Origin of the sequence: Streptomyces lonarensis, assembly GCF_012033735.1 — a bacterium.
Lineage (GTDB): Bacteria > Actinomycetota > Actinomycetes > Streptomycetales > Streptomycetaceae > Streptomyces > Streptomyces lonarensis.
This window is the reverse complement of record NZ_JAAVJD010000147.1, coordinates 1-13,933: the sequence shown is the minus strand read 5'-3', so window position 1 is coordinate 13,933 and position 13,933 is coordinate 1. Positions and strand designations below refer to the sequence as shown.

The 13,933-nt window shown below is 75.3% G+C and carries 12 protein-coding genes and 1 pseudogene; 11 read left to right on the top strand and 2 right to left on the bottom strand.

Features of this window, described 5'->3' with window-relative positions:
- Both HCN56_RS25845 and HCN56_RS17350 read left to right on the top strand, forming a co-directional pair.
- Positions 1-286, top strand: a pseudogene (locus HCN56_RS25845) (hypothetical protein); the annotation flags it as partial.
- Positions 287-290: 4 nt separating this feature from the next.
- A complete protein-coding gene (locus HCN56_RS17350) occupies positions 291-1,331 on the top strand; it encodes a rod shape-determining protein (RefSeq protein WP_167972181.1) in 1,041 nt (346 codons plus the stop codon).
- Positions 1,332-1,492: 161 nt separating this feature from the next.
- Here HCN56_RS17350 and HCN56_RS27030 read toward each other — a convergent pair whose 3' ends face one another.
- On the bottom strand, positions 1,493-2,806 hold the full coding sequence (locus HCN56_RS27030) for a M23 family metallopeptidase (RefSeq protein WP_280923294.1): 1,314 nt from the start codon (positions 2,804-2,806) through the stop codon (positions 1,493-1,495).
- 167 nt (positions 2,807-2,973) lie between these two features.
- On the opposite strand from HCN56_RS27030, the gene HCN56_RS26525 reads away from it, so the two are divergent.
- Positions 2,974-3,507: a DUF6343 family protein gene (locus HCN56_RS26525; protein ID WP_245246673.1), complete on the top strand. Its 534-nt coding sequence runs from the start codon at positions 2,974-2,976 to the stop codon at positions 3,505-3,507.
- Between the two features lie 72 nt (positions 3,508-3,579).
- Here HCN56_RS26525 and HCN56_RS17335 read toward each other — a convergent pair whose 3' ends face one another.
- A complete protein-coding gene (locus tag HCN56_RS17335) occupies positions 3,580-5,223 on the bottom strand; it encodes a protein kinase domain-containing protein (RefSeq protein ID WP_167972177.1) in 1,644 nt (547 codons plus the stop codon).
- A gap of 586 nt (positions 5,224-5,809) precedes the next feature.
- Here HCN56_RS17335 and HCN56_RS17330 point away from each other — a divergent pair.
- The 8 genes from HCN56_RS17330 to HCN56_RS27280 all read left to right on the top strand — a co-directional run bounded on the left by HCN56_RS17330 (position 5,810) and on the right by HCN56_RS27280 (position 13,661).
- Positions 5,810-6,220 carry a DoxX family protein gene (locus HCN56_RS17330; protein ID WP_167972175.1) on the top strand — a complete coding sequence of 137 codons (411 nt, stop codon included), beginning with the start codon at positions 5,810-5,812 and terminating at the stop codon, positions 6,218-6,220.
- Between the two features lie 265 nt (positions 6,221-6,485).
- Positions 6,486-8,012, top strand: coding sequence for a hypothetical protein (locus HCN56_RS17325; RefSeq protein ID WP_167972173.1), 1,527 nt, complete (start codon positions 6,486-6,488; stop codon positions 8,010-8,012).
- On the top strand, positions 8,009-9,601 hold the full coding sequence (locus HCN56_RS17320; protein WP_312871277.1) for a pyridoxal phosphate-dependent decarboxylase family protein: 1,593 nt from the start codon (positions 8,009-8,011) through the stop codon (positions 9,599-9,601). Before HCN56_RS17325 ends, HCN56_RS17320 begins: the two co-directional genes overlap by 4 nt.
- Positions 9,602-9,731: 130 nt before the next feature.
- Positions 9,732-11,189, top strand: a complete 1,458-nt coding sequence (locus HCN56_RS17315) for a pyridoxal phosphate-dependent decarboxylase family protein (RefSeq protein ID WP_167972171.1) — start codon at positions 9,732-9,734, stop codon at positions 11,187-11,189.
- A gap of 164 nt (positions 11,190-11,353) precedes the next feature.
- The gene (locus HCN56_RS17310; RefSeq protein WP_167972169.1) at positions 11,354-11,971 is read left to right on the top strand and encodes a DUF4178 domain-containing protein; all 618 of its coding nucleotides are present in this window, start codon (positions 11,354-11,356) and stop codon (positions 11,969-11,971) included.
- A complete protein-coding gene (locus tag HCN56_RS17305) occupies positions 11,968-12,495 on the top strand; it encodes a DUF2617 family protein (RefSeq protein ID WP_167972167.1) in 528 nt (175 codons plus the stop codon). The genes HCN56_RS17310 and HCN56_RS17305 overlap by 4 nt, the downstream gene beginning before the upstream one ends.
- A gap of 23 nt (positions 12,496-12,518) precedes the next feature.
- Entirely contained in the window at positions 12,519-12,938 is a 420-nt protein-coding gene (locus HCN56_RS17300) for a DUF4247 domain-containing protein (RefSeq protein ID WP_167972165.1), read from the top strand.
- A gap of 285 nt (positions 12,939-13,223) precedes the next feature.
- The gene (locus tag HCN56_RS27280; RefSeq protein WP_167972163.1) at positions 13,224-13,661 is read left to right on the top strand and encodes a DUF350 domain-containing protein; all 438 of its coding nucleotides are present in this window, start codon (positions 13,224-13,226) and stop codon (positions 13,659-13,661) included.
- The last annotated feature ends 272 nt before the right edge of the window (positions 13,662-13,933 follow it).

Here is a 13,933-nt window from a genome sequence, read left to right as displayed (position 1 = left end):
CGCCGGGGCCGCCGCCCGGCTTGCGCCGACGGCGCCGCCCTCCCGGGCCCGCCGGCAGCACGACCGGCCGGCCGGTATCCGCCGCACCGGCACCCCGCCCGGCGAGAAACCGCAGCTCAGGGCGGTCTCCCTGCGCCACGTCACCCGCGCCGGCATCGCCCCGACGCCGGGCGCCACCCCTGCCGACGCCGCCGCCCTCGGCGGCCCCCGCTGCGCCGTCCGAGCGACCCCGTCCCCCGGGTGGACCACCCCGGGATGCACACCACGCAGCGTGGCCGCATGGTGACGATATGACCATGAGCCTGGACCAGATCCGCCGCTGTGCCGTGGCCGTCGATCTCGGCGCCTCCCGCACCCGCGTCTACCTCAAGCAGACCGGCCTGATCGTCGACGAGCCGTCCGTGGTGGCCGTCAACACCCGGACCGGCGCCCTCATCGCCGTCGGCGCACCCGCCGAGCGGATGGACGGCCGCACCCCCCACAACATCCGGGTCGTCCGCCCCATCAACAACGGCACCGTCGTCGACATCGACATGGCCCAGCGGATGCTGCGCGCCATGGTCGGCACCAAGCTGCGCCGCGCGCTGCGCCGCCGTCCGCTGCTGCGCATCGGCATCTGCGTACAGCACGACGCCGACCCCCTGGCCCGCCGCGCCGCCTACGAAACGCTGCTCGGCCTCGGCGCCCGCCGCGTCGAGCTCGTCAACAGCCTGATCGCCTCCGGCATCGGCGCCGGCCTCCCCGTGGAGCAGCCCGAAGCCGCGATGATCGTGCAGTGCGGCGCCACCACCACCCAGGTCGCGGTGCTCTCGCTCGGCTCGATCGTCGCCGCCGACAAGGTGCCCATGGGCGGCGAGACGGTGGACCGCGCACTGGTCCAGTACCTGCGCAACCAGCACGAACTGCTGCTCCCCAGCCAGGCGGTCCGCCCGCTGCACCTCGCGCTCGCCGGGAGCGAGTACGGCAACGCGCAGGTCCACGGCCGGGACGTCGCCACCGGCCTCGGCCGCACCGTCCACATCGACCAGGGCAGCCTCCGCAACGCGGTCCGCACCCCGCTGACCTCGCTGCTAGACGGCATCCGGTCCGTGCTGCACCGCTGCCCCCCGGACCTGGTCGCCGACCTCGCCGACCGGGGGATCACCCTCACCGGCGGCGCCGCGGAACTCCCCGGCCTGGCGGACACCCTCCGCGAGAACACCGGCATGCCCGTCGCGATCGCCGACGAGCCGGGACTGTGCGCGGTCCGCGGGCTCGGCGCGATGATCGAGGGCAAGGTCCGCCCGGTCACGATGAGCCAGCCGGCCGAGGAAGCCGAGCCGGTGGCCTGACACCCGGCCCCCGCGCCACCGCACCGCGACGGGACGGCGCCCGGGCGACGGCATCAGCCGGACGCCCGGGCCGCCCCCGTCACCGTCACGGGACCCGTCACCGTCACCGCCCCCGCAGCGTCACCGGACCCGCAGCGCTGCCGTACCGCTGCGCTGCCGCGTCAGAGCTCCACGCCGTGGTCCCGCAGCCACGGCACCGGGTTGATCGCCGACCCGATCCACGGCGTCAACCGGATTTCGAAGTGCAGGTGCGGGCCGGAGGAGTTGCCGGTGTTGCCCGACAGCCCGAGCCGCTGCCCGACGCCGATCTCCTGACCGGCCTCCACCTCGATCACCGACAGGTGCGCGTACTGGCTGTAGTAGCCGTTCTCGTGCTCCACCACCACGGCGTGGCCGTAGGCGTCGTTGCAGCTGGTGGCCGCGATCCGCCCCGAACCGATCGTCAGCACCGGGGTCCCCGTCGGGATGGCGAAGTCCTGGCCCGAGTGGGTCGAGGCCCAACGGTTGCCGTTCTGGCCGTAAGTGGCCGTCAGCGTGTAGTCCTCGTGGACCGGCGCCGTCCAGTCCTCCTCGACCGCGTCCTCCGCGAGCCGCTCGTCGTCGCGGACGGAGACGGCGCAGTCCCCCGGGTCGGTGGCGTCGCGCAGCACCTCGTCCTCGTCGACCCCGCCCGCCGCCTCGCGGCGTTCCGCAGCCCGCTCGGCGCGGATGCGCTCGACCGCCGCCGCCTTGGCCTCCTCCAGCTCTGCCAGCCGCTCCTCGGCGAGTTCGAGCTTCTCCTCGACCGCCTCGCGGATCTTCTCCTGCTCCTCGGTGGTCTTGGCGGTGTCGGCGCGGAGGTCGCGCATCTCCTCCTCCGAGTCCTTCAGCCGCTGCTCGCTCTCCTGCGTGCGCTCCAGCAGCGTGGCCACCGTCATCTCGCCGCGGCCGATGAGGGAGCTGCTGATGAAGAACGCCTCGGGCGTCTCGGAGAACATCAGATGCGCCAACGCGGCGCCGCCGCCCGCGCGGTAGCGGGAACCGGCCTGCTGGCCGACCATGGTGCGCAGCGCGTCGAGCCGCTTCTGCTCGCTCTTCAGCTCCTCGCCGAGGACCACCAGATCGGCCTGCTCCTGCGCCGACTTGCGCCGCAGCCGCTCGTGCCGGGCGCTGGCGCGGCCCGCCTCCTCGCGCAGTTCCTCGATCTCCTCGGCGGCCTCGGCGAGCTCCTCGTCGAAGGCGGCGAGTTCCGGGGAGACCAGCTCCGGCGGGGCGTGGACGTGGCCGTCCTCGTCGTGGCCGTCGTCGCCGTTCCCGTCGTCGTGCCCGTCGCCGTTGTCGTCGTCGGAGCCCGAGATGCCGTCCTGCGCCGGCAGCGCCGTGGCCACCCCCTGTCCGAGGGTGCGCTCCGGCGTGCCGGGGGCCGCGACCGCGGGGAGGGTGCCGACAAGGACCGCCCCCGAGGTGACCGCCGCAATGCCGCACGCGCGCGCCATGATGCGCACGGAGATCCCTTTCGCCACAGCCGTCCCCCGAAAGAAGCGTGTTCCGGACCGTCCCCGTTTCTACCAGACGCCCCGGCGTGTCGGGCAGTTCCCGCACGAGCTGTTCATCTCGGCTCCACCGGGTACCCGGGGACTACCCTCGAAGGGAGGAGGCCGACATGCAGGACGATCACCGCACACCGGACGACCGCGGCCCGCACCACCTCGCGCCGGGCGACGACGCGGCGCACGGCGACGCACCGCGCACCCACCGGTCGGACCCCGACCACCACCCCTACAGCTTCCGCAACCCGCGCACCGGGACGGAGCCGATCACCGCGCGCAGCGACCTCACGCTGCGACTGGTGCTCTCGTGGGTGTTCGCGCCGCTCTTCCTCGTCCTCACCGTGGGCTTCGCCGTCTGGTGGGGGATGACGGGGCCGGGCGACAGCCCGGACCGCGGCGAGCTGGGGATGCTGGTCGCCGGCGGCGCGGTGCTGACGCTGCTGGCCGCGATCGACCTGGTCGTGGTCACGCGGCGGCTGCGGCAGGCGCGGGCACGGGGCGAACGGGCCACCGGCACCGCGTCGGAGCCGATGCCGCCCCAGGACGGCGGCGGGCCGCGGCCGCCCGCACCGGGCGCCGGGCCGACGGACCGCCCGCGGGACGAGCACCGGGCCGCCGGGCAGCGGCGCCGCGGCTACGGCCACTGAGGCACGGGGGGCAGCCGGACGCACCGGGCCGCCGGCGGCCGGCTGCGGGGCCGGGCGGGGCGAGCGGGCCGGTCAGACGTTGACGCCGTAGACCTGGGCGATCTGCACCAGCCCGGAGGGGTGCGCGGCGCAGTCGGCGTGGAAGCCCCAGCCCTGCGGCGTGCGGTACAGCTCGCCGAGCGACAGCCCGTAGCCGTCGCCCACCGCGTCGTTCTCCAGCCGGAAACCGCACAGCTCCGCGCCGGAGTCGGCGTCGAGGACCCGGACGGTCATGTCGGCCAGCGACGACATGTTCAGTCCGCGCTCCTCCGCCTCGTGCAGCGACAGCGCGAAGACGATGCGGTCGGTGTCCGCGTCGAGCCGGCCCGGCTCCACGAGGAACCGCTGCTCGCCGTCGCCGTCGCCGTGCAGCGGCGTGGCGTCGGCGGGACCGTCCTCGCCGTCCTCGCCCTCCTCGACGGACGGGTTCTCCAGCCGGATGGAGTCGCCCTGCTCGTCGTGGTCGCTGGGGAGCGCGACGTTGTTGTAGAAGACGAAGTGCTGGTCGCTCAGGACCTGACCGTCGGCGTCGACGGCGAACGCGCTGCCGTCGACTTCGGGCGCCTCGTCCGTCTCGGGGGCGAGGCTCCAGCCGAGCGCCACCATCAGCCGCTCGGTGTCCGGGTACGGGCCGCAGCGCTGACCGGGCGAGAGCCACGGCGGGCCCGGCGGCATCGGCGGCTCGGCGGGCATCGGCGGCTCGAAGGGCGGCGGCGGGACCTCGGGGACGGTCGGCGCGACCATCGCCATCCGGGGGTCCACGCGGGTGGGCACGTAGCCGGGGGGTGCCTCGTCGTCCAGGGCGGCGGGGACGAAGTCCGGGGTGTCCTCGACCGCCGGGCGCGGCAGCTGACGCAGCGTCCGGGCCACCTCGGCCGCGTCGACCGGCCGGTCCTCGGCGCTCTTGGCGAGCAGCTGCAGAATGAGGGCGTCCCACTCCTCCGGCACCCCCGGGCGCAGCGCGCTGGGGAGTTCGGGGGTGGCGGTCACGTGGTCGCGCATCAGCGCGTAGAGCGCGCTGCTGTTGAACGGCGGCCGTCCGACGACGAGTTCGTAGAGCATGCAGCCGAGCGAGTAGAGGTCGCTGCGGGCGTCGTAGGAGCCGCTCTCGATCTGCTCGGGCGCCATGTAGGCGGGGGTGCCGACGACGACGCCGGTGCTGGTGAGCCGCGCGTGGTCGGCGGACTCGCTGAGGACGGCGGCGATGCCGAAGTCAAGGACGCGGACGAGGCCGTCCGCGCAGACCATGACGTTGGCGGGCTTGAGGTCGCGGTGGACGACGTCCGCGTCGTGGGCGACGGAGAGCGCGCGGCAGATCTGCTCGGCCCAGCGGGCCACCTCGTCGAGCGAGGGGAGGGCGTGCTCGATGACATCGGCCAGGGAGCGGCCGTGCAGGCGCTCCATGACGAGGTAGAGGAGCTTGCTGTCCTCCACGGTCGCCTCACCGGCGTCGTGGACGGTCACCACATAGGGGCTGGCGAGTCCGGCGAGCAGCTTCGCCTCACGGTCGAAGCGCTCCTTGGCCCGGGGGTCGCGGCGCACGGAGACGCCGCTCATCACCTTGACCGCGACGTGTCGCTCCAGTCGCAGGTCGACGGCCTCCCAGACGGCGCCCATGCCGCCTTCGCCGAGTCGCTCCCCGATCCGGTACCGGCCATCCAGCACCAGCGCGTCCATCGTTTCCCCTGCCGCTCACGCCACTCGCTGAGACCTGCCGATCTCTCCCCGCCGTCTGTCAGGCCAGGCCAGGGTAACCCTTCGCAGCGGCCCCGGGACCCTCGCCCCGGGAAATGGTCGGACGACTGTGACACCGGGCGCAACCCGTCCCGGCGGCTCACCTCGGACATCGGCGGGGCGGCGGCCGGCCGGTAACGGGACGGGGTGGGACGAGACGGGAGCGCCCGGGACACGGCGGGGCAGCTCCGGGCATGTCGGCGGGCCTGTGGCGCCTCCCGCACCACCGGCGCCCCAGCAACCGCGCGCGCCCCGCCCACGCCCCGTTCGTGCAGGGGCGGCGCGGCGCGGGTACCACGCGCCGCGGTCCGCCACTTTCCGCCGAATCGCCCCGCCCGGCCGTCGCGGGACGCCGCCCGACGGGCACGGCGGTGAGCAAGGCCGGCTCGCTCCGCCGGTGGGCACGGGGAGCGGTGGTCGGGCCGGGCCCCCGGGGGTGCCGGCGGGCGTCCGCCCTGCGCGGGGCGCGGCGCGCGCCTACCGTGAACCGGAGGGGGCCAGCCGTCACCGCACGTGACAGGAGTGCAGCATGGACGTCCTGATCCTCATCGGACGCATCTTCTTCGTCGTCCTCTTCCTCAGCTCCGCCGTCGGACACCTCACGCAGACCGCGGCGATGGCCCAGTACGCCGGGGCCAAGGGCGTGCCGTCACCCGCGCTGGCCACCCGGGCCAGCGGCGTGCTGATGCTGATCGGCGCGCTGATGGTGCTCCTCGGCATCTGGCCCGACGTCGGGGCACTGCTGCTGTTCCTGGTGCTGCTGCCGACGGCGGTCCTGATGCACGCCTTCTGGCAGGAGGGCGACTCCGGCGCCCGGCAGCAGGAGATGATCCAGTTCAACAAGGACCTTGCCCTCGCGGGGGCGGCCCTCGCGTTGTTCGCCTTCTTCGTGAAGACCGGTGACGACCTCGGGCTCACCCTCACCGGCCCGCTGTTCTGACCCGCTGCCCGTGGGGCGCCGGGCAGCGGCTCCCCACGGGCGGCGCCCCGGCCGTGCGGCACACCATCGGCCGGCCGCCGCCGGGGAACGGCCGAACCGGCGCCCCCGGGGGAACGGCCGCCCGTCACCCGAACAGACGCACCGGGCCGAACCACCCGATCCGGCAGTTTGCGGCACCGTCGCGCGGTACGGCATGGAACGCCGGCCGCGCGACTGCTTCGCTCCCTTCCGGCGGGCCGCACGGTCCGCCCGGAGGGAGCGACGGGTGGTGGGGGTCGACGTGGTGGACCACAGGGCTGCGGACGGCCGGCGGTGGCCGGGGACGCGCACCGCCGCCGAGTGCCGGGCGGACGACGACGTGCCGGTGACCACGCTGGCCGGAGTGGACGCCGACGAGGGGCTGCGACTGCTGGAGCCCCGCGTGGCGCGCGCTACCTGGCTGGACCGGTCGGAGTTCCTGCTCGCCTCCTTCGGCGCGCGCCCCGAGTGGCTGCGCGCGGCCTGCGTCTCCCCGCTGCTGGGCGACACGGCGGAGCCGCCGGCCGGCGGCCCGGCTCCCGGCGGCGGCGCCGAGCCGCTCCCCCGGCGCTACGCCGTGGCGTTCGCGCCCGAGCACGGCGGCCACGCCGTGGCGTGGGCAGCGCGCCACCGCGTTCGCCTGCTGGCGCCGTCCGCCGCCGTGACCGCGCTCGCCGCGGACAAGGTCGCCGCACTCGACCTGTTCCGCGAGGCCGGCGTGGCCGTCCCCGAGCACACCGTCGTCCCCGCCCGTGACCGCTCCCCCGCCGCGGCGTACTGGCCGGCCCACTGGGAACGGGCCGTCCTCCAGCGGCGGGAGAACAACCTCCTCGGCCGGGGCACCTTCCCGCTGTCCTCCCCGGCCGAGCTGGCGGACGCACTGCGGCGCCTCCCGGACCGCTCGCTGCGGCTCAGCCGGTACCTTCCCGGCCTGTCCCTCACCGCCGGCGGGTGCGTGGGCGCGGACCGCACCGTCGTCACCGCCGTCTCCCACCAGCTGGTGGGGCTGCCGCAGTTGGGCGCCGGCTGGGGCACGCACTGCGGCAACCAGCTCGTCGGCCCGGCGGACATCGGCGCCGGGCGCTACGCGGCGGCGCGTGATGCGGCGCACGCCGTCGGGGAGGTGCTCCGGGCGCGCGGCTACCGGGGTGTCTTCGGTCTGGACCTGCTCGCACCGGACGACGGGGCGGACGTCGCGCCGGACGCCGTGACGGACGGCAGCGGCGCGGTCCCGGGCGGCGCGGTCCCGGGCGAGGCCGGGGACGGTGGGGCAGGAGACAGCAGCGGTGGTCGCGTCGTCGCCGTGGAGATCAACCCCCGGTTCCAGACCGTGCTCGCCCTCGTCCAGGCGGCGGAACGCCATGCCGGCCTGCTGCCGTCCCTGGGCCTGCACGTCCTGGCGCACCTGCTGCCCGAGCTGCCGCCGGTCCGCGAGGTGACCACCCCGCCGCCCCGGCTGAGCCAGGTGGTGGTCCACGCCGACCGGGCCGCCACCCTCGCCGCCCTGCCGGAGCCGGGCCGGTACCGACTCGCCCCGGCCGACTCCGCCGCCGAGTGGCTCTGCGCCGCCGACCACGGCCCGCTCACCGGGGCCGCCCCCGACGAGGCGCTGTGGTGGCCGCACGCCGCCCCGGGGCCGGTGGCCGCCGGGGACGAGGTGCTGCTGGCGCAGTTCAACGGCTGGAGCGCCGCCCTCGAACCGCGCCCCCGGCTGTCGCCCGCCGCGCTGCGGTGGACGATCGCCGCCCGTGCCGCGCTGCGCGAGGAGCCGTGACCGCCGTCGACGCTCCCGGGGCGTCCGAGACCGGCGACGGCACGCGGGGCGGCGGAACGGCGGACGATCCGGGGGCCGATCCGCCCTTCCGGCGCGGTGAGTTGGCGCTCAGCGAGCGCGAGATGCGGGAAGCGGGCCACCGGCTGATCGAGACGGTCGTCTCCCGGCTCACCACCGTGGCGGCCGGGCCGCCCCACGCCACCGCCACCCCGGCCCGGCTCCGGCCGCTGCTCGACGAGCCGCTGCCGGAGGCGCCCGGTTCGCTGGCCGAGGCCGTCGACCGCGTCGTGCGCGACGCGCTGTCCCACGGCATCCGGTTCGACCACCCCCGCTGCTTCGCGTTCGTCCCCACCACCGGCACCTACCCGGCGGTGCTGGCGGACGCCCTCGCGGCGGCGTTCCACAGCGTGCCCGGCGCCTGGCTGGTCGGCGCGGGGCCGACGCAGCTGGAACTCACCACCGTGCGCTGGCTGTGCGAGCTGCTGGGACTGCCCGCCGGGCACAGCGGGCTCTTCCTCAGTGGCGGGTCGGCCGCCAACCTCACGGCGCTCGCCGTGGCACGCGACGACCGGCTCGACGGCGAGGGCGTGCCACCCGGGGCGCGGTTGTACTGCTCCAGCCAGGCCCACCCCTCCGTCGCCCGCGCCGCCCACCTCGTCGGACTGCGGCGCACGCAGCTGGTCGTCCTGGAGCCCGACGCCGAACTGCGGCTCCCGGCGGACCGGTTGCGGGCGCGGCTCCGTGCCGACCTGGCCGCCGGGCTGCGGCCGTTCGCCGTGGTCGCCACCGTCGGGACCACCTCCACCGGCGCGATCGACCCGCTCCCGGAACTGGCCGACATCTGTGACGAGTTCGGCCTGTGGCTGCACGCCGACGGCGCGCACGGCGCGGCCGCGGCGATCACCACGCGGGGCCGCGAACACTGCCGCGGCCTGGCGCGCGCCGACTCCGTCACCGTCGACCCGCACAAGTGGCTCTTCCAGCCCTACGAGGCCGGCTGCCTGCTGCTGCGCCGTCCCGAACTGCTGCGACGCAGCTTCGCGATGGACCGCCACCGCCTGGACACCGGCTACCTCCGCCCCGCGCGGGCCGACGGCGAAGAGGTCAACCTCGACGACTACGGCCCGCAGCAGTCGCGCGGACTGCGCGCGCTCAAACTCTGGCTCTCGCTGCAGACGTTCGGCGCCGAGGCGTTCCGCCGCGCGGTGGCGTCCGGCACCGAACTGGCCGAGTACGCGGCGGACCACGTGCGGGCGATCCCCGGGTTGGAGCTGGTCACCCCCGCCTCGCTCGGCATCCTCACACTGCGGTGCGTGCCCGCACCGGGGCGCGCGGACGGGCCCGGCTCCGCGGGCGCCGCCGACCGGCTCCAGGAGGCGGTGAGCGCCGAGGTCTGCGCGGGCGGCCGCGCCATGGTGCTGACCACCGACGTACGCGGCCGCCGGGCGCTGCGGCTGTGCGTCATCAACCCGGCGACCACGCGCGGCGACATCGACGAGACGCTCGCCCTGCTGGCCGAGACCGGACGGCGGGCCCACGCCGCCGCGCCACAGCGCACGGCGGCGGACGGACGGCGGCCCGGCAGCTGACCGACCGCCGCGCCGACCGTGAAGCTGTGCGGCGGTGCGGCGGGACCAAGGACGGCCGACCCGCTCCCGTCGCACCCGCACGCCACCACCGCGCGTCCACCCGCCCCGCCGCCCGCCACCCGGAGGAACCATGGACCTCGCCGCCTGGCTGCACCGAGCCGTCGAGAACCACCGCACCTGGGAGGAGAGCCACGGGCCGTATCCCGACCACCCCGCACTGCGGGTCGAACCCGACCGGTTCGCCGCCGCCTTCGACGAACTCGGCAGCCGCCTCGCCGGCAGCTACCCGTTCTTCCACCCCCGCTACGCCGGGCAGATGCTCAAGCCGCCGCATCCGGCGGCGGTCGTCGGGCACCTCGCCGCGATGCTGGTCAACCCGAACAACCACGCCCTGGACGGCGGCCCGGCCACCTCCGCGCTGGAGGTCGAGGTGATGGAGCAACTCGCCGCCATGGTCGGGTTCGACGACCACCTCGGCCACCTCACCTCCAGCGGGACGCTCGGCAACCTGGAGGCGCTCTTCGTGGCACGGGAGCTGCACCCCGGCCGGGGTGTCGCCTACAGCGCCGAGAGCCACTACACCCACGAGCGGATGTGCCGGCTGCTCGGCGTGCGCGGTCATCCCGTCGCTGTGGACGCCGCCGGCCGCACGGACCTCGGCGCGCTGGAGGAGCTGCTGCGCACCGGCGCCGTCGGCACGGTCGTCGCGACCACCGGCACGACGGCGCTGGGAGCCGTGGACCCGCTGCACCTGCTGCTGCCGCTGGCGCGCGCCCACGGCGCGCGGGTGCATGTCGACGCGGCCTACGGCGGGTTCCACTCCCTGCTGACCGGCGTGCCCCGGGTCGCGCCGGGCGACGGCAGCGGCGCGGGCGGCGGCGACGGCAGCGGCGGGACGGCCTCCGGTCCGCTGGTCGACCCCGCGCCGTGGGCGGCGCTCGGCGACTGCGACTCGGTGGTGATCGATCCCCACAAGCACGGCCTCCAGCCGTACGGTTGCGGCGCGGTGCTGTTCCGCGACCGGTCCACCGCCCGCTTCTTCCGGCACGACTCGCCGTACACGTACTTCACCTCCCGGCAGCCGCACCTCGGCGAGATCAGCCTGGAGTGCTCGCGCGCCGGCGCGGCGGCCGCCGCGCTCTGGCTGACGCTGCGGCTGTTCCCGCTCACCCCCGACGGTCTCGGCGCCGTGCTGGCCCCGGGGCGCCGCGCCGCGCTGCGCTGGGCGGAGCTGCTCGCCGACGACCCGGACCTCGTGCTGTACCAGCCGCCGGAGCTGGACATCGTCTGCTGCTTCCCCCGCACGGCACCCGCCACCGCACCCCTCACCGCTCCCCGGGTGAGCGCGGCGTCCGAGGCGATGCTCGCGGCCGGCATGCGGGAGGGCGAGCCCGACCCGGTGTTCCTCAGCACCACCCGGGTGACGGCGGCGGCGTTCGCCGCCCGCCACCCGGAGATCCCCCTGGCGGGCGCCCGGCAGGTCACGGTGGTCCGCAGCGCGCTGATGAAGCCGGAGTCCGAGCCCTGGCTGCCGCAACTGCACGACCGCGTCGCCGCGTTGGCGCGCGGGAGCCACGAGGGCGGGTGACGGCCGCCGGGCGGCCGGCCGGCGGGGGCTGTCCGCGGGCGGCCGGCGGACCGCTCGCACCGGCCCTTTCCGCGAAAGGCGGACCGCCCGGGGAACCGGGCGGGCGGGTGGCTGCGTGGGATACTTGACAGCACAGTCACGTTCACAGCCACGGGGGGCCAACTATGGCTTATGTACTGTCATTTGTTGTCATCGGTCTCGTGGTGGCGCTGATCGTCCTGCTGCTGCGCCGCCAGCGCGCCGCCGAGGAGACACGACCGGCCCTGCCACGCGACCCGTTCGACAACTCCGACGCCGCCTCCGGCGACCCGCGGAAACTGCGCGCCGGCGACATGGTCGAGTACCTCGGCGAGCGGATGTTCGTCCGCGGTTCGATCCGCCTCAAGGAGGGCGGCTTCACCTGGGACGAGCACTTCCTGGACGCGCTCAACGAGGACGGCTCCGGCCGCCGTTGGATCTCCGTCGAGGAGGACCCGGACCTGGAGGTCATGATGTGGACGCCGTACGAGGGGCCCGACCTCTCCCCGTCGGCGCGCAGCCTCACCGTCGACGGCGTCACCTACCGGCGCACCGAGCACGGCGTCGCCACCTACACCTCCGAGGGCACCACGGGCGTCGGCGCCACCGGCCGCGTCGAGTACGCCGACTTCGAGGGCCCCGGCAACCGCGGCCTCGCCTTCGAGCGCTACCTCGCCGACGACGGCTCGGGCAGCTGGGAGGCCTCGCTGGGCGAGCGCATCCCCAACGGCACGCTCACCGTCTACCCGGGGAGCGACGCATGACGGCGGCGACCCTGGAGACGCCCTACCTGGACTCCTCGCCGGAGGACCTCTCGCTCGCGCTGGGCCTGCCGGACCAGGACGCGCTGCTCACCACCGAGGTGCCGGTCGACGGCGTCGCCGTCCGGCTGCGGCTGCTCGGCGCCTCGCACCAGGTGTTCGCCGGGCCGGTCCGCGAGACCGTCGCCTGCCTCGGCAAGGGTGTCGGCGAGGGCCTGCCGGCCACGCTCGACCGGGAGGTCGAGGGCTGGTCCTACCGGTTCGAGTCGCACACCCGGCGCTGCTCGGCGCCGGAGTTCACCGACCGCGTGCGGCGGCTGCGCGAGACGCTCGCCGACCGCGACGACGCCCTCTTCGGCGTCTTCCCCGGTGCGCCCGACGCGGTCACCGCGCTGTCGGTGCGGCGCGCGGCGGACACGGCCGGCCTCGGGGAGGCGGTGGGCCCGCGGGTGGAGTGGCGGACGTGGCACACGTACCCGCGCTCGCTGGAGATAGTGGAGACCCGCACCGTGGCGGTGTCGCGGTGAGGGCGCGCAGGACGGCGGCGACGATGGTCGTGACGCTGACGATGGTGCTCCTGACCGCGTGCGGCGGCGGTTCGGGCGGCGGATACAACGAGGTGCCGCGGAGCTACATCAGCGAGACGTACACCCGCAGCGGCAGTTACTGGACCACGTCCACCATGTCGCCCTCCCAGGTGGCGTCGGACATCAACCGGAACACCGAGGCCGGCAGCCGGGTGAACAAGCCGAACCGGGTCTACCTGCGGTACCACAACCACGTGGTACGCGTGAACTCCGCGGCTGGCGGCGGTAGTCGGATCGAGATCTCCTCCTACCGCACCGCGCACCGCGCGTGGAACACCGACATCGGCGGTGTCTGGCCGGTGCCCGGCCCCAGCGGGAACGGCGGCGGAGGCGGGGGCGGCGGGGGCGGCTTCCGCGGCGGCGGCCCCGGCAGCGGCAAGTAGCCGACAGGCGACGGCACGGCGCGACGGACGGGCACGGCCACCGGATTCGGTGGCCGTACCGCTGCCGCGAACGGCCGGAACAGGGTTGAATACCGGTGGCGGCCACGCTTCCCGAGCGCCCGCCACCAGCACGCCCGCCCCACACCCTCCGGTGACACCACCGCGCGGCACCCGTGCGGCGGACGGCATCGAGAACAGCACCGGACCGGGTCCGGGGCCGGCGAGTGACCGGGCCCGGCGGACAACAGCAGGGCACCGCAGGCGCGGTGTGCGAGAGAGGCGACCGTGGCGGAGATATTCGAGTCGGCGGGCATCACCATCGCGTACGGGGTGGTCGGGTTCATCGTGATGGCGGCCGGCTTCGCCGCGCTCGACCTGGTGACCCCGCGCAAGCTCGTCGAGGTGGTCTGGAAGGAGCGCAACAAGGGCGCCTCCATCGTCCTCAGCGGCCAGATGCTGGGCGTCGGCCTGGTGATCTCGCAGGCGATCCGCTCCAGCGAGTTCCAGGAGGGCCTCCTCTGGGGGCTCACCAGCACGCTGGTCTACGGCCTCGCGGGCGTGCTGGTGATGACACTGGTCTTCGCCGTCGTCGGCATCGTCACCCCGGGCCGGATGGGCGCCACCGTGATGGAGGACGTCGACAACCGCCCGCACCCGGCGGCGTGGGTCCAGGGCACGATGTACATCGGCACCGCGCTGATGGTCTCCGCAGCGCTGTCTTGACCACGCACCACCACCCCACGACCGCGCCGGCCCCCGGCGGAGACCGGGCAGCCGGCACCGCCCGGGGCGACGGCGCCGATCGCGCCAGGGCGCCTCGCGCCTCGGCGGCCGGCTCCACCACGCTGGCCGAGCCGGCACCCCCGGACGCCGCCAGAGCCGCCGTCCCGGACGCGGTCAGGAGCACCATCGTCAGCGTCACGACCATCGTCGCCGCCGTCCTGCGCGCCCTCACCGCGACACCGCCACGGTGCGGGTCTCCACTATCTCCAGCG